Here is a 16,201-nt window from a genome sequence, read left to right as displayed (position 1 = left end):
GGTGGGCCAGTTTCTGTCCGGGCTGACCAGACGAGGCTGGGCGTTCATGTCGCTCGGCTGCGGTGTACTGCTCGCGGCGGTGCTGGTCGGCCAGCGAGATCTTCTCCGGGCTGGAATCCTGCTGCTGGCGCTCCCGCTGGCCAGCCTGGTCATCGCGGCCCGCAGCCGGGTTCGCCTGAGCGCCGCCCGGTCGCTCGAGCCGGCGCGGGTCCCGCTCGGCTCGCGCACCGCGGTCCACCTCGAGCTCTCGAACCGTACTCGCATACCCACCGGCGTGGTCCTCGTCGAGGACACCCTGCCCTACACACTCGGCAGCCGGCCCCGTTTCGTCCTCGACCACGTGTGGTCCCGCTTCCGCCGGGAGGTCACCTACGACGTCACTCCGGCGATGCGCGGCACGTTTCCCATCGGCCCCCTCACCATCCGGCTCACCGATCCCTTCGGACTGGTCGAGCTGCGCCGGGCGTTCAGCGACGTCGCGACACTCATCGTCACCCCTACCGTGTGGGCACTGCCGACGGTCCGGCTCAGCGGCGAGTGGAGCAGCAGTGGCGAGACGCGGCCCCGAGCCATCGCGACAGCAGGAGAAGAGGACGCCACAGTCCGCGCCTACCGCGACGGCGACGACATGCGACGCGTGCATTGGCGAGCCACGGCGCACCACGGTGAGCTCATGGTCCGCCGCGAGGAACAGCCCTGGCAGAGTAGGGCCACCATCCTGCTCGACACCCGGCTCGGCGGGCACGCCGGCGAAGGGCCGGACTCCTCCCTGGAGTGGGCGGTCAGCGCCGCCGCCTCGATCGGCGTCCACCTCACCGAGCGAGGCTACGCCGTTCGCCTGGTCACGGAAGGCGCGGAATCACGGCCGCCCGGCTGGGAACAGACAGCAGGGCAGCCCGCGGACACCCGGGTCCAGCTCCTCGACACCCTTGCGGTCGTCTCCGCAACCCGCCATGCGTCCATCGCGCACTGGCCGGACCTCCTGGCAGGGTCCGATGCGGCCACCGGGATGCTCGTCGCCGTTCTAGGGAGGATGCAACCCGAGGAGGCGAACATCGTCGCCAGTCTGAGGCAGGGATCGAGCACAGCGCTCGCCGTGGTTCTCGACGTGGCGTCGTGGACGTCGATGTCGGCGCGCGAGGCCGAGCAGGTCCGGCAGGCTCATGTGAGCCAGACGTTGCGCCGCGGCGGCTGGACGGTGATCACTGCTGGCCGTTCCGACCATCTGGCCACGGTGTGGGAACGCCTCGGCCTGCAGCGCGTGACCGGATCCTCCGTCGAAGGTGCCGCATGAGCAGTCACACTCGGTTGACTCTGGTGGGCGGGCTGGCCGCACTCGTCTCGGTGCTGCCGCTCCTCGAGCTCACGCTCGAGGCCTCCTGGGTCCTGCGCGCCGGTCTGGCGATGATCCTGGTCACCGCCACCGGCCACGTCGCCCGCCGGCTACGGGTTCCGGTTCTCCTCGCCGCACTGGCTCAGCTCGTCGTTCTGGCCTGGTGGCTCGGCCTGCTGATCGCCGCGGATCTGGCCTGGTTCGGGGTCCTCCCCTCGACCACCTGGCCGGACCGGTTCGTCGCCGTGTTCACCGACGGCGCCGAGGCGATCACGACGTTCTCCACCCCGGTCCCGGTCACCCAGGGAATTCTGGCGTATCTGGTGGTCGGCGCCGGCTCGATCGCCATGCTCGTGGACCTTCTGGCCGCTGGTCTGCGCCGGGTCGTGTTCGCGGGGGTTCCGTTGGCGGCCGGCTACACCGCGACGGCCGCGATCGAGGGCGGCGACATCGGCTGGTGGTGGTTCGTCCCGCCGGCCGTCGGGTTCCTCGCCATGCTCATCACCGAGAGCAGGGTGCGGGTCTCGGCATGGGGCCGCTCGGCCAGTCGTGCCGCGTCCAGCCGTGGGCTGCCGGAGACGGACGCACTCGCGCGCAACGGCCGCCGCGTCGGGGCCATGGCCCTCATCGCGGCAGTGGGGATTCCCGCGTTCGCCCCGGTGCTCTCAGACGGTTTGGTCAGTGGCCGCGGGGGCGGAGGTGGGGGTGGGGACGGCCGGACCATCCGCACCGACAATCCCATCCTGGATCTGCAGCGCAACCTCAACCGGCCGGACAACGTCGATGTCCTGCGCTACCGTGCCTCGGACGAGTCCGCCCACTACATCCGCATCGTCACTCTCGATTCTTTCGACGGCGAAGTCTGGCAGACATCTGACCGGCCCGTGCCCGAGTCGCAACGTGTCGTCGACGGCCTGCCGCCGCCGCCCGGGCTGGATCTCGACGATCCGCCCGAGATCGAGTTCCAGTTCTCCGTTTCCGAGGACTACAACTCACGGTGGCTGCCGCTCGCCTACCCGGCCCAGGAGATCGACATCCAGGGTGACTGGCGCTACGACACCGACACTCTCGATGTCGTCTCCACCGACCCCAGCATCGAAGGCACGGAGTACACGGCCGTCAGCCTGGAGATCAGCGTCGATGCGGCCACGCTGCAGGAAGCCGGCCCGCCCGACTCCGACGTCGCCGATCTGACCGAGCTACCCGACGACCTCCCCGACATCGTCACCGACCTGGCCGACGAAGTCACCAAGGACGCCGACGACCACTTCTCCAAGGCGGCGGCACTGCAGCAGTGGTTCCGCGGGCCGGAGTTCACCTACGACATCTCCACGCAGCCCGGGACGTCGGCGACAGCGCTTGCCGACTTCCTCACCGATCGCCGCGGATACTGCGAGCAGTTCGCCGCCTCGATGGCCATCATGGCCCGCTACCTCGGCATCCCCGCCCGCGTAGCCGTCGGGTTCACACCCGGGATCTTCGAGGGCGACGGCACCTACCTGGTTCGCTCGCATGACATGCACGCCTGGCCGGAGCTGTACTTCGAGGGCGTCGGCTGGACCCTGTTCGAGCCCACTCCCGCCGGACGCACCGGAACTGCACCCACGTGGACCGTGCTCCCTCAGGATTCCGCGCCGGACGACGAGTCCCCCGCCCCGGACTCCACCAGTACCTCCTCACCGACCGGCGGCCAAGATGTCCGGCCGGACGAGGATTCTCTGGTCGGCGGCACGGACACCACGTCCGGCGGCACCCCGACCTGGCCTCTTGCCGTGATAGCCGCTCTGGTGGTGCTCGGTGCACTGGCGTGGCTTCCGCTCGGCCTGGCGAGGTGGCGCAGCTGGCACCGATGGCGTCGGGCCGGCGAGGACCCGGAAGCGATGGCCGCGGCATCGTGGGCCGAGCTCAGCGAAGTTGTGCGCGACGCGGGCTTCTCGTGGGACACAGCGGCCACGCCTCGCAGCGTCGGCCGCTCGGTGTCCGCTGCCGCCACGCTCGATGACGAATCGGCCAGATTGCTCGGCCATCTCGTGTCCGTCACCGAACACGCGCGATACGCCCGCCGGGCCGGGCCGGTTCCGGAACTCCGCGAAGACACCGAGTTGTTCCGTCAGCGCCTGCTGCGGACCCGCCCGGTCAAGCGGCGTCTGCGGGCATTCCTGTGGCCGGCGTCTCTCAGCGACGCCCGGGCCGGGGTCGTTGGCAAGATCTCCGAGGTTCTGGACCGCGTGGAGAGCGCGGGGGATCGCATCCGGGCGTGGGAGCAGAGGTTCGCGATCAGGACCAGAAGTGCCACGGCCCGCAACACAGACGCGGACGGCACCTGACTCCGGGGTGTCAAGCCACGCCGGGCAGCCATGGTCCGGCGGTGATGGGACAGGATGGTGGAGCGGATGATGTCGGACAACGCCGAGGCGGAGCCGGCAGAGTTTTCGCCTCGGATCGGCACAGTGGCTCACCGAGAGCTGAGAAACCACGGCTACACGCGGTATGTCCAGCTCACACGAATGACAACAAGAGAACTGCTGAGGATCCACGGAATCGGGCCCAAGGCGATCCGAATCCTCGGCGAGGAGCTCGCGGCGAGGGGGCTCTCGTTCGCCGCCGACTCGTCACGCTGACGAGCGGACGCTCAGTTCCCGTACCCGCGTTCGCGGCGGTGGCGCCAGCGCTCTTCCATGCGCTGCATGAACGTGCCGTCGTGACGCTGACGACCGGACCGGCGCTGACGGCGCGGAGAACCCGGGCTGATGTTCGGGATATCGCCTTCGTCCCCTGTGGCTTCTGGCGTGCGGCGCCAGGCGGTGACGCCCAGCCACGCGGATATCAACATGACGACGAACCCAGCGACGCCCAAGGGGATCAACTGGATCACGGCGCCCGTCATCAGCAGCACGATGCCCAGAACAAAGGCAATTCCAGACAAGACGGCACGACGCACGTAGCGACGCCGGAGATCGGCGCCACGCATGGCGGTGGCGAACTTCGGATCCTCAGCCTGGAGCGCCTGCTCCATTTGCTCGAGCAGCCGCTGCTCATGATCGGAGAGTGGCACCGTTCCCCTCCAACGAAAGCGGATGTACAGGGCCTTACTGCTGTGCTCTCCAGCATATGCGCCGACGGCGCCGGGGGAAAGCCAGGGTGGAAAGACTGTAACCCAACCTCGCCAACTCATTCCTCATTCGCCCGTACCGGACCAGCCGATGACGTGAAGTGCGGCCGCAAGGGGACGCATATCCGCCATCGTCGCCGCCCGTGACTCGAGCGCGGCCAGTTCCCGGACGTCCGCCGGGTCGTCGACGAGCGCACCCGGCACCAGGTCGGTGAAGAACCGCACTCCGAAGACACGCAACCCGCTCAGCCCCGCGGCGCCGAGCAGATCGGTCAGCATTCCTTCGCTGAATCGTCGCGGCAGCGGGTCGGTGCTCCCCCAGCGACCGTCACGGTCCTCCAGCATGTGCAGGGCGTCCCGGAAGTGGCCGGCCATCGCCTTCCCCAGGACCGCGGCGTTGCGCTGCGCCACCACCACGCTGACCATTGCATGTGGCCGCAGGGCCGGCACCATGCCGGCGAGGGCGGCAGCGGGATCGTCCACCACATCGAGGACGCCGTGGCACAGAACGACATCCGCGGCGTGCGGTCCCACGAGCGACCTCACGTCGGCGGCCTCACCCTGGACGGCGGTGATCAGCTCGGTCACACCGCTCTCGGCAGCACGCTGGCGGAGCGTGGCCAGCGCGTTCGGACTCGGATCGACGACAATCACCCGGTGCCCGCGAGCGGCCAGCGGCACGGCGAACGTGCCACTGCCGCCGCCCACGTCGACGACGTCCAGGCTCGCCGGACCCGTCTCGCTCGCGTGCACCGCCATGGCACTGAGCACCTGGTCCCACACCTCGGCCATCCGCACTCCACGCCGGCTCTGATCAACCATGTCCGCCATGTCGGCTCCGCTCAGCTCTCGCTCGACCGCGCCCAGAGATTCAGGCCGGCGTCGACAGCGTATCGATCGATCGCCGCGATCTCGCTTGCGGACAATTCCGCGCCATCCACGGCCGCCAGGTTGTCGACCAGTTGATCCACCGTTCTCGCGCCCACCAACACCGAGGTCACGCGGTCGTCTCGCAATGCCCAGCTCAGTGCCAGCTGGGCGAGTGACTGGCCCCGGGACCGGGCGATCTCGTCTAGTCCCCGGAGGCGCTCAAGCATCTGGTCTGTGATCAGTGAGCGGTCGAACGAACCCGGCCGGGCAGCCCGCGCGTCCTCAGGAACGCCGTTCAGGTACTTGCTCGTCAGGAGCCCTTGTGCCAGCGGGGAAAACGCGACGACGCCGAGGCCCAGCTCGTCGGCGGTGTCGAGCAGACCCTCCTCGATCCACCGGTTGAACATCGAGTACGACGGCTGGTGAATGGCAATGGGCGTACCGAGCGAGCGCATGATCTCAACGGCCTCTCGAGTCCGCTCCGCGGAGTAGGACGAGATGCCGGCATAGAGGGCACGCCCTGAGCGGACCGCCGTGTCCAAGGCGCCCATGGTCTCCTCGAGCGGCGTGTCCGGGTCGAATCGATGCGAATAGAAGATGTCCACATAGTCGAGGCCCATCCGCTTCAGCGACGCGTCCAGGCTGGCCAGGAGATACTTCCGCGAGCCCCACTCGCCGTAGGGGCCTGGCCACATGTCGTAGCCCGCCTTCGTGGAGATCAGCAGTTCGTCCCGGTACGGCCGCAGGTCTTCGGCGAAGATCCGGCCGAAGTTCTTCTCGGCCGCGCCGGGCGGCGGACCGTAGTTGTTCGCGAGGTCGATGTGGGTCACTCCCCGATCGAACGCGGTGCGGATGATCGCACGTTGCACGGCCAGGGGCGTCTCGTCGCCGAAGTTCTGCCAGAGGCCGAGCGACACCGCAGGCAACACCAGACCTGATCGGCCACTGCGCCGGTATCGCATGGCGTCGTAGCGATCGGTCGCGGCCCGATGCGGGGCGTTGACATGGAGGTCCTTGGGAGGTCGCTGTGTCACACATGGGAACCTACATGGCGTGCCAAGTAGACGCTCACAGCGCCACCCCGCCCCCATACCGGGCAAGCACGCGACCGACACCGGAACCGTGGAGCTCGTCGCGGACGAGGACGGCAAGGGCGGCTGGCTCGTGCTCGTCAATGGCGTCGCCAGTTCATACGTCGATCCCGGCGATCCGACCAGGCTCGAGTTCGAGTATGTCCAGTGGACCGCGCGGGTGCTCGACGTGGCGGCTCCAGAGGGTGAGCCGATGTCCGCCGTCCACATCGGAGGCGCCGGCTGCACCCTCCCGTTGTATCTGGCCTTCACCCGCCCTGGGTCACGGCAACTCGTCCTCGAGGTCGATGCCGCACTCGCAACCCTCGCCCGGCAGGCGTTCGGCCTGCGCGGCGTGCGGGGACTGCGGATCAAGGCTGCAGACGGCCGCGCCGGGATCGCAGAGCTGCCCGATCGAAGCGTGGACGTCGTCGTGCGTGACGCCTTCGACGGTTCCGCCGTGCCCGCGCACTTGACCACGGTCGAGTACCACCGCGAAGTCGGGCGGGTACTGCGTCCGGACGGTATCTACGTCGCCAACGTCGCCGACAACGCTCAAGTCCGCGAGTCCCGGGCGGAGGCCGTGGCCGCACGCTCGGTCTTCGCGGACGTCGCCATGATCGCCGAGCCGGCCCAGTTCCGCGGCCGGCGGTTCGGCAACGTCCTCCTGGTGGCCTCACAGTCGCCGCTTCCCGAGGATGTGCTCATCCGCCGGCTCGCCGGTGGGGCCGTCCGGGCGCGGTACGTCGACGCGGGACGTGTGAAGGAACTCGTCGCCGGGGTTCGTGCCCGCGCTGACGCCGACATCGACGCCGGCGGCTCTGCTACGTTCGAAAACCAACGCACGGAATGAGCTGATGTCAGGCGAGCTACCGGAGTTGAGGACACGCCATGACAGCCCTGACGATTCGAACAATCGAGACGCCGTCCCTCGGGGACCGCAGCTATGTCGTCCACGACGGAGAGATGGCATTCGTCATCGATCCTCAGCGCGACATCGACCGCGTGCTCGCGCAGCTCGATGCGGACGGTGTGCGCCTCACTCATGTGTTCGAGACCCACATACACAACGACTACGTGACCGGCGGGCTCGCGCTCGCCCGCAACACCGGGGCGGCATACCTCGTCAACGGCGCGGACGAGGTGTCCTTCGACCGGACTCCGGTCGCCGATGACGACGTCTTCTCCATCGGCGCTCGAATGCGTCTGCGGGCTATCGCGACACCGGGCCACACCTACACTCATCTGTCCTACGCGTTGACCGACGCGGGCAGCGACGCGGAGCCGCCGGTGGCCGCGTTTACCGGCGGGTCCCTTCTGTACGGCGCGACGGGGCGGCCCGATCTCCTCGGCGAGGACCACACCGGCCACCTGGCACGCCACCAGCACGCCTCAGTCCGCAAACTCGCCGTGTTGCTTCCCGATCCGACCAGCATCTACCCGACGCACGGCTTCGGATCCTTCTGCTCAACGACCCAGTCAGAGGCCACGGAGTCGACGATCGGGCGGGAGTGGCGAATCAATCCCGCGCTGACCCAGGACGCGGAGACCTACGTCCGCGAGCTGCTCGACGGCCTCGGCGCCTGGCCCGCGTACTACGTGCAGATGAGCCCAGCGAACGCCGCCGGACCGCCGGAGCCGGACCTGAGCACACCCGCACGCGCCGACGCCTACGAGCTACGCCGCCGCATCGAGTCCGGAGAGTGGATCGTCGACCTGCGCAACCGCACCGCGTTCGCCGCCGGCCATGCGCCTGGGAGCTTCAGCTTCGGCCTCGACGGCGGATTCGCGACGTACCTGGGCTGGCTCATCCCCTGGGGCACTCCGGTGACGCTGCTGGGCGAGACCGCCGACGACGTCGGACAGGCGCAGCGCGAACTGGTCCGCATCGGCATCGATCGCCCGGCGGCGCACGCCACCGGGGGGCCGGAGGGCTGGAGCGTCGGCGCACCTGCCTCGTTCCCGGTCGCGACGTTCGCCGACCTCGCCCAGGTCCGTCACCACCGCCCCGTGGTCGTGCTCGACGTACGCCGGGAAGAGGAGTACACGGCAGCTCGAATAGAGACCGCGGTGAACATTCCGATCCACGATCTCCCCAGCCGGATTGGCGAGATCCCTGACGGCGAGATCTGGGTGCACTGTGCCAGCGGTTACCGCGCTTCGATCGCGGCCTCTCTAGTCGACGCCGCCGGCCGCACGCCGGTGCTGATCGACGACGCCTTTGAGCATGCGATCGAGGTGGGCCTGCACCTCGCTGGTACTGAGACCTGACGCATCTTGAGGCGAAGCGGACAGCGAGGCAAGAAACGGGGAACCGGGTGACATGTCACCGGTTCCCCGCTTCTTCATTCCCCACGGACGAATCGGGGAGTCTGGAGCGACCTGCTCAGCTGCAGCCGCTGGTGGAACCGCACCCTTCACAGACGTAGCAACTGCCTGCCGGGCGCATCTTGGTGCCGCAAGTGAAACAGAGCGGCGCGTCGGTACTGGTGCCCTGGATGGCTTCGAGAAGCTCGGCCGACGTGTGCGCCTCTGCCGGCGCCTGCTTGGCAGTCGACTCCTCGACCGGCGTGGTGTCCCGGACAACCACGTCCGGCGGTGTGACCGACGCCGATTGCCGGTACGACTCCACCTCGATGTCATCGTCGGACTCGACGGGAGCATACTCGCCGGTCTTCAGCTGCTGCGTACGCTCCGCAGCCGTGTGAATGCCGAGAGCAGACCGCTTCTCGAACGGCAGATGGTCCAACGCGAGACGACGGAAGATGTAGTCGACGACACTCTGCGCCATGCGCACATCCGGGTCGTCGGTCAGCCCGGACGGCTCGAAGCGCATGTTGGTGAACTTCTGTACATACGTCTCGAGCGGCACGCCGTACTGCAGCGCCACTGAGATCGCGATGGAGAACGCGTCCATCACGCCGGCCAGTGTGGAGCCCTGCTTGCCTAGCTTGAGGAAGACCTCACCAAGTCCGTCGTCCGGGTAGGAGCCTGCGGTAACGTAACCCTTGGCGCCGCCGACCGTGAAGGACGTGGTGCGGCTCGGCCGGGACTTCGGCAGCCGCTTGCGGGTGGGCCGGTACTCGACGACGACCTCCTTCTCCGCCTCCTTGTCCTTCGCCGACTTGCGGGTGCTGCCGTCGGACAGCGGCTGACCGACCTTGCAGTTGTCCCGGTAGACCGCGAGCGCCTTCAGACCCAGCTTCCAGCCCTGCAGATAGACATCCTCGATCTCCTCGACGGTGGCGGACTCCGGCATGTTCACGGTCTTGCTGATGGCACCGCTGAGGAACGGCTGCACCGCCGCCATCATCCGCACGTGGCCCATAGGCTCGATGGCGCGTGGCTGGCCTGCGGCGCAGTCGAACACGGCGTAGTGCTCGGGCTTCAGACCCGGCGCGTCGACCACGTTGCCCTTCTCGGCCACATACTCGACGATCGCCTCGACCGTCTCCTCGGTGTAACCCAGCTTGCGCAGAGCTTCGGGCACCGTGTGGTTGACGATCTGCAGCGACCCTCCGCCGACCAGCTTCTTGAACTTGACGAGGGAGAAGTCCGGCTCTATGCCGGTGGTGTCGCAGTCCATCATGAAGCCGATGGTGCCGGTGGGAGCCAGCAGGCTCGCCTGCGCGTTGCGCCACCCGTTATTCTCGCCGATCTTGTTGCCCTGCTGCCAGTACCGGGTGGCGACCTTCTGCACATCGCCGTCGAGCGCGAAGTGGGTACGCAGCGCATCACTAGCCGCGGCGTGTTTGCGCATGACGCGCGAGTGCGCCTCCGCATTGCGGGCGAAGCCTTCATACGGGCCAACCACGCCTGCCAGCTCTGCCGAGCGCTTGTAGGCGGCGCCCGTCATCAGCGACGTGATGGCAGCGGCGAGGGCGCGGCCCGCTTCGGAATCGTAGGCAAGACCGGATGCCATCAGCAGAGCGCCGAGGTTGGCGTAGCCGATACCGAGCTGACGGTAGGCCCGGGTCGTCTCCGTGATCTTCTCGGTGGGGAAGTCGGCGAAGGTGATGGAGATGTCCATGGCCGTGATGATCAGCTCCACGGCCTGGGCGAACGTCTCAGAGTCGAAACTGCCGTCCTTGTTGAGGAACTTGAGCAGGTTCAGGCTGGCAAGGTTGCAGCTGGAGTTGTCCAGCGACATGTACTCAGAGCACGGATTGGACGCCGTGATCCGCCCGGTCTCCGGGTTGGTGTGCCAGTCGTTGATGGTGCCGTCGTACTGAATGCCTGGGTCTGCACATTCCCAGGCAGCCTTCGCCATCTTTCCGAACAGCTCGCGGGCGTCGATCTCTTCGATGACCTCGCCTGTCATCCGTGCCCGGAGGCCGAACTTCTCGCCCTTCTCCACGGCGTGCATGAACTCGTCGGAGACACGGACGGAGTTGTTCGCGTTCTGGTACTGGACCGAGACGATGTCCTTGCCGCCCAGATCCATCTCGAAGCCCGCGTCGCGCAGGGCGCGGATCTTGTTCTCCTCACGCGCCTTGGTCTCGATGAACTCCTCGACGTCCGGGTGATCGACGTCGAGCACCACCATCTTCGCCGCGCGCCTCGTGGCGCCGCCCGACTTGATGGTGCCTGCCGAAGCGTCGGCGCCACGCATGAAGCTGACCGGGCCGGACGCTGTGCCGCCGGACGACAGGAGCTCCTTGCTGGAACGGATGCGCGAGAGGTTCAGCCCGGCGCCGGAGCCCCCTTTGAAGATCATGCCCTCTTCGCGATACCAGTTCAGGATCGACTCCATCGAATCGTCCACGGAGAGGATGAAACAGGCCGAGACCTGCTGAGGCGACTTGGTTCCGACGTTGAACCACACCGGCGAATTGAAGCTGAAGACCTGGTGCAGGAGCATCCAGGTGAGCTCGTGCTCGAACACCTCGGCATCGTCGGGGCCGGCGAAATAGCCGTTCTCCTCCCCTGCCTGACGGTAGGACTTGACCACTCGGTCGATCAGCTGGCGCAGACTCCACTCCCGCGCATCGGTGCCCACAGCCCCCCGGAAGTACTTGGTGGTCACGATGGTCGAGGCGTTCAGCGACCAGAACTCTGGAAACTCCACGCCCTTCTGCTCGAAGACCGTCTCGCCCGTCTGCCAGTTCTGCTGAGCGACGTCGCGCCGCTCCCAGGTCACTTCGTCGTACGGGTGCACGCCCGGAGTGGTGTAGATCCGGTCGATGGTGAGTCCCCGTGCGGTCTGCTTCGCCCTGGCCTTCCCGGTGCTCTTGGCACCGGCACTGCCCCGGCTCGGACCGCTCACCGTCTCTGTCATTCCTGCTCCCTTAAGTGTGGTCCCCCGTTGCCTGCGCCGAAATGCTGACGCCGCAAGCGAGCTGTTCAAATACTGCCGATCTACGTGCTGGGTTCGGCCACGCGCCGGTGCCGATCGCCCCGAAGGGCCGCGATCTCCTGCTCGAAGTCCGCCAGGGTGTCGAAGCTGCGATACACGCTGGCGAACCGCAGATATGCCACCTCGTCGAGTTCCCGCAACGGCTCGAGGATGGCCAGGCCGACCTCGTGGCTGGGGATCTCCGCGCAGCCCGCGGCCCGGAAGTGCTCCTCGACCCGCTGAGCAAGCCGGGCCAGCGCGTCGTCCTCGACACCACGGCCCTGACATGCCTTGCGTACGCCCGACACCACCTTGTCGCGGCTGAACGGCTCGGTGACTCCCGACCTCTTCACCACCGCGAGCGTCAACTGCTCGACCGTGGTGAATCTCCGGTCACACGCCGGGCACTGCCGGCGTCGCCGGATGGCCGCACCGTCATCTGCCGTACGGCTGTCGACCACACGGCTGTCCGGATGCCGACAGAAGGGACAGTTCATGTCGCCTCTCCCCCATTCTGCGCCCTGCCTGTGGATGACCTGGGGACAACCTGTGTACCGCCAACCACAACCTGTGGACTACTTACATATGTGTAACTACTAGATATAGGGGTTACGCTACGTCGCCGCCCGGAGGTTCGCAACCACAACGGGGATTTACGGATGCCTAGCTACATCGACACTGGTCACGCGGGGAAACTCGCTCGACACGGCGCGTCGGGGCCGACGGCACGACCGGTACGGCGTGCGCGCTCTCCCAAGCGTCTGCCGTGGTCAGTCGACCGCAACCGGGATCTGGAGCCTGTCCCCTGGACGGATGTCACCTGCGTCACGTAGACCGTTGATCTCCACGATGGCGCTGACGACACCTCTCGGGTCGGCTTGAGGATTCGCCTCGAGAGCGAGCTCCCACAGCGTGTCACCCACGTCGACGCGCACAGACGTCGTCTCCCCCGACGAACCGGTCCCGCCGTCGCCCCCGAGCACCGGCCAGACGGCGACGACGGCCAGCACCAGCCACGCCACCGTGACGGCGAGGCGGCCCCGGCGGGTCAGCCGCGAGCCGTGCACCGACGGGGCGGCCGGGGAATCGCAGCCAAGCCTCCCGCTCGACCTCAGGGGCGCATCCTCCTGCGTGGCGCGCGAGACCACCCGGACCGGCCGGGGCACCGGCGCCACTCGCACCCGACGCGCCGGCGCTTCAGGAGTGACGGGTTCGGCTCGCTGCCCGCCGAGCTCAACCTGCGCACTCAGCTCAGGCGAGTGGCAACCGACACGCCGCCCTGCCTCCTGGCCGCCGTACCCGTTCGTCGCGGCCGTATCCGCGCCCGCGTCTCCGACTGGCCGCGTAAACGTGATCGACATCGCCCGTACCTCCAGTTCCCGTGCGTCCCGGCTGAGCGGTGTAGACGAACAGCCGTTCGATAGAACATCCGTGCGATTATTTGTACACGGCCGCACTGACAAAGTCGAGAAAACATCGAACAGATGTTTGATCGTGTCGCGGTTTCGAGCTAACCTGACGTCGTCAGGTCGTGACGGACATGGACCGCCGCGCAGAGGTGCACCAGCCGCGCGCAGGTGGTGCGCAGAACACATTTCGGAGGTAGCGGCGTGGTCAGGCACAGCAAAGATGAGCAGGACACGGACAAGCGAGGCGCCTCTGTCCACACATTCCCCGACCCCACCACCGGGGGGCGGCCGATACTCACCCCCAGGCAGTGGAAGGTGCTCGAGGTCATCCGTGACTCGGTAGAGCGCCGGGGATACCCGCCCAGCATGCGTGAGATCGGACAGGCGGCCGGCCTGGCGAGCCCGTCGAGCGTCTCTCACCAGCTCGGTGTTCTCGAGGCCAAGGGATACATCCGCCGCGATCCGCACCGTCCCCGCGCATTGGAGGTTCTGGCCCCGCCGCGCGACGGTGAGGGCCAGCCTCCACTGGCCGATGGCGACATCGCGCCTGATGACGTCACCTTGCCGGCGCCGTCCTATGTTCCCCTGGTGGGCCGCATCGCCGCAGGCGGCCCGGTGCTCGCCGAGCAGGCAGTCGAGGACGTCTTCCCGTTGCCGCGTGAACTCGTGGGCGAAGGCACGCTGTTCATGCTGAACGTGGCCGGAGATTCCATGATCGATGCCGCCATCTGTGACGGAGACTGGGTCGTCGTCCGGCAGCAACAGGTGGCCGAGAACGGCGAGATCGTCGCCGCGATGATCGAAGGCGAAGCCACGGTCAAGACCTACAAGCGTCGTGACGACGGCGTGTGGCTGTTGCCGCACAACGACGCCTATGAGCCGATCCCGGGTGACGACGCTGTCATTCTCGGGCGCGTCGTGGCGGTCATGCGGCGCATCTGACGAGAGAGCTGTCACCGCGTTCTGTTCGTGGACCGCCGAGCACCAGTGAAACCCGCTCGGCGGAGTCACGAGGTACGCGCACTCGGCTGCCCGGCGGCAGCACCACGCTCAGGTTGTTGCTCAGTGCTCCGCTGGAGCCGGGGCGGCGCCGGCGTTCAGCCGCCGCAGCGCCCCGCTGACAACGGCTCGGTCAGTCGTGAACCACATGGGCGGCAATGACGCCCGCAGATAGCTTCCGTAACGGGCCGTCACCAGCCGCGGATCCAGGACAGCCACCACTCCGCGGTCCGTCGAGCGACGGATAAGGCGCCCAGCGCCCTGCGCCATCAAGAGCGCGGCGTGATTGGCCGCCACCGTCATGAACCCGTTGCCGCCGTTCTTCTCCACCCACCGCTGACGAGCAGAGCTCAACGGCTCGTCGGGGCGCGGGAACGGTAGCCGGTCTATCACCACCAGGTGGCAGGACTCGCCTGGAACGTCCACGCCCTGCCACAACGACAACGTCCCGAACAGGCTCGTCGCCGGATCCTCGGTGAACTTCCGCACCAGCGTCGGCACGATATCTTCACCCTGACACAAGACGGGCTGGCCAGGAAGCCGTCCGCGTACGGCCTCCGCTGCCTCTTCCGCTGCGCGCCGCGATGAGAAGAGTCCGAGCGTGCGGCCACCGGCCGCCGACATCAACTCGACCAGCGCGTCGACGGCCTCGCTTCGCAGACCGTCCCTGCCCGGCGTCGGAAGCTCCCGAGCGACATACAGGATCGCTTGCCGCCCATAGTCGAACGGCGACCCGACGTCGAGGCCACGCCATTTCGGCGCCTGTTCACCGATCAAGCCGAACGAGCCCGCCGCCGCGTCGAAGGATCCTCCGAGTTCCAGCGTAGCCGAGGTCGCCACCACCGTCGTCTCCCCGAACAGCCGCTCCCGGAGCAGTCCCGCCACGGATAGCGGGGCCACCTTCAGGATCCGGCCCCCGCGCTCGCGTTCCTCGACCCAGACGACGTCGTACTCGCTTTCGCCCAAGAGCCGCTCGGCCGTACTGAAGATGTCGTCGACCATGGCCTTCGCTGCCCGCCTCGCCGCCTCGGCATCCGGCTCCCGGTCTTGGCCAGGTGTCCCGGCAAACCCTGACTGCACAGCCCGGGCCGCATCACGCAGATCGACCAAGGCTTGGCGCAGACGCTCCGGAAGCTCGTCGACCCGGCCCGGCGCCACATCGCCCAGTGCTTGCCGGAGTCGTTCCCCGGTCATCCGGAGTTCACCCGAGTCGCCCTCACCGGCATACGACCGCGAACGTGTCGCAGCACGATCGATCACACCGGGCCACAGATCGGCCGCCGCGACGTTAGTGACCCGTGCGGCAAGTTCGTGCCCCTCGTCGACCACCACGATGTCGTGCTCCGGCAGGACCGGCACACCCTCGAGCGCATTGATCGCCAGCAAAGCGTGATTGGTGACGACCACGTCGGCATCGTTGGCACGGACCCGGGCGAGCTCGGCGAAGCACTCTTTCCCGTACGGGCAGCGCTGCGCACCCAGGCACTCCCGGGCGCTGACCGACACGTGCGCCCACGCCCGGTCACTGACGCCGGGGTCGAGACGGTCGCGGTCGCCTGTTCCGCGACTGGTGGCCTGGTCCTCCGCCCAGTCGCGTGCTCTCATCACGTCAGCAGCCAGCGTGCCCAGCGAGAGCTCATCGACAGGGACGAGATCGCCCTGGTCATCCGGTGCGCCGTCGCGCACGCGATGCAGGCAGGCGTAGTTGGCCCGACCCTTGAGGGTGGCCCAGCGCGGCCGTCGCCCGATCAACGGTTCGGCGGCGTCAGCGAGCACGGGAAGGTCCCGGTCGACAAGCTGGGCTTGCAGGGCCAGGGTCGCCGTCGCGACCACCACAGGCTCGTCCATCTCCACCGCATATAGCAGCGACGGCACCAGATACGCCAGCGACTTCCCGGTTCCGGTGCCGGCCTGGACCAGCAGGTGCTCTCCTGTGCTGATCGCCTTCTCCACGGCCTCGGCCATGTTCACCTGACCAGGCCGGTGCGCGCCGCCGAGCGAATCGACCACCGCGGCCAGCAAGTCGGTCACGCCGACAGTGGAAGTCTCCGGCCCTTCAGTCCCGTTCACCGA

13 protein-coding genes are annotated in these 16,201 nt (G+C 67.7%); 6 read left to right on the top strand and 7 right to left on the bottom strand.

The window, feature by feature from the left end:
* Window position 1 precedes the first annotated feature (1 nt).
* From G1H11_RS25410 to G1H11_RS00570, 3 genes are all read left to right on the top strand, one after another.
* Window positions 2-1,294: a DUF58 domain-containing protein gene (locus tag G1H11_RS25410; protein ID WP_163815059.1), complete on the top strand. Its 1,293-nt coding sequence runs from the start codon at window positions 2-4 to the stop codon at window positions 1,292-1,294.
* Complete coding sequence (locus G1H11_RS00575) at window positions 1,291-3,660, top strand: transglutaminase TgpA family protein (protein WP_163815057.1); 2,370 nt, start codon at window positions 1,291-1,293, stop codon at window positions 3,658-3,660. Before G1H11_RS25410 ends, G1H11_RS00575 begins: the two co-directional genes overlap by 4 nt.
* 69 nt (window positions 3,661-3,729) lie before the next feature.
* Window positions 3,730-3,954: a helix-hairpin-helix domain-containing protein gene (locus G1H11_RS00570; RefSeq protein ID WP_163815055.1), complete on the top strand. Its 225-nt coding sequence runs from the start codon at window positions 3,730-3,732 to the stop codon at window positions 3,952-3,954.
* Between the two features lie 11 nt (window positions 3,955-3,965).
* On the opposite strand, the gene G1H11_RS00565 is transcribed toward G1H11_RS00570, so the two are convergent.
* The 3 genes from G1H11_RS00565 to mgrA all read right to left on the bottom strand — a co-directional run bounded on the left by G1H11_RS00565 (window position 3,966) and on the right by mgrA (window position 6,349).
* Entirely contained in the window at window positions 3,966-4,349 is a 384-nt protein-coding gene (locus tag G1H11_RS00565) for a DUF3040 domain-containing protein (protein WP_246210742.1), read from the bottom strand.
* Between the two features lie 162 nt (window positions 4,350-4,511).
* Window positions 4,512-5,276 (bottom strand): class I SAM-dependent methyltransferase, encoded by a 765-nt coding sequence (locus G1H11_RS00560; RefSeq protein WP_163815054.1) that lies wholly within the window; start codon window positions 5,274-5,276, stop codon window positions 4,512-4,514.
* A gap of 11 nt (window positions 5,277-5,287) precedes the next feature.
* Window positions 5,288-6,349 (bottom strand): L-glyceraldehyde 3-phosphate reductase, encoded by a 1,062-nt coding sequence (mgrA, locus tag G1H11_RS00555; RefSeq protein WP_343074781.1) that lies wholly within the window; start codon window positions 6,347-6,349, stop codon window positions 5,288-5,290.
* Window positions 6,350-6,368: 19 nt separating this feature from the next.
* On the opposite strand from mgrA, the gene G1H11_RS00550 reads away from it, so the two are divergent.
* On the top strand, window positions 6,369-7,238 hold the full coding sequence (locus tag G1H11_RS00550) for a fused MFS/spermidine synthase (RefSeq protein WP_163814890.1): 870 nt from the start codon (window positions 6,369-6,371) through the stop codon (window positions 7,236-7,238).
* A 38-nt stretch (window positions 7,239-7,276) separates the two neighbouring features.
* Window positions 7,277-8,656, top strand: a complete 1,380-nt coding sequence (locus tag G1H11_RS00545) for an MBL fold metallo-hydrolase (protein ID WP_163815053.1) — start codon at window positions 7,277-7,279, stop codon at window positions 8,654-8,656.
* Between the two features lie 115 nt (window positions 8,657-8,771).
* Here the strand turns inward: G1H11_RS00545 and G1H11_RS00540 are convergent, their stop codons facing one another.
* The 3 genes from G1H11_RS00540 to G1H11_RS00530 form a co-directional block, all read right to left on the bottom strand.
* A complete protein-coding gene (locus G1H11_RS00540) occupies window positions 8,772-11,663 on the bottom strand; it encodes a vitamin B12-dependent ribonucleotide reductase (RefSeq protein ID WP_163815052.1) in 2,892 nt (963 codons plus the stop codon).
* Window positions 11,664-11,743: 80 nt separating this feature from the next.
* Window positions 11,744-12,217: a transcriptional regulator NrdR gene (nrdR, locus tag G1H11_RS00535; RefSeq protein ID WP_163815051.1), complete on the bottom strand. Its 474-nt coding sequence runs from the start codon at window positions 12,215-12,217 to the stop codon at window positions 11,744-11,746.
* Between the two features lie 273 nt (window positions 12,218-12,490).
* The gene (locus G1H11_RS00530) at window positions 12,491-13,081 is read right to left on the bottom strand and encodes a LysM peptidoglycan-binding domain-containing protein (RefSeq protein WP_163815050.1); all 591 of its coding nucleotides are present in this window, start codon (window positions 13,079-13,081) and stop codon (window positions 12,491-12,493) included.
* Window positions 13,082-13,297: 216 nt separating this feature from the next.
* Between G1H11_RS00530 and lexA the strand changes: the two genes are divergently transcribed.
* The gene (gene lexA, locus G1H11_RS00525) at window positions 13,298-14,071 is read left to right on the top strand and encodes a transcriptional repressor LexA (RefSeq protein ID WP_163815049.1); all 774 of its coding nucleotides are present in this window, start codon (window positions 13,298-13,300) and stop codon (window positions 14,069-14,071) included.
* A gap of 120 nt (window positions 14,072-14,191) precedes the next feature.
* On the opposite strand, the gene G1H11_RS26740 is transcribed toward lexA, so the two are convergent.
* On the bottom strand, window positions 14,192-16,198 hold the full coding sequence (locus G1H11_RS26740) for an ATP-dependent DNA helicase (RefSeq protein WP_343074779.1): 2,007 nt from the start codon (window positions 16,196-16,198) through the stop codon (window positions 14,192-14,194).
* Between the last annotated feature and the right edge of the window lie 3 nt (window positions 16,199-16,201).

This window comes from Phytoactinopolyspora alkaliphila, from assembly GCF_010550695.1.
Taxonomy (GTDB): domain Bacteria; phylum Actinomycetota; class Actinomycetes; order Jiangellales; family Jiangellaceae; genus Phytoactinopolyspora; species Phytoactinopolyspora alkaliphila.
Note: the sequence above shows the minus strand (reverse complement) of the source record. Positions and strands in the feature narration are given on the sequence as shown.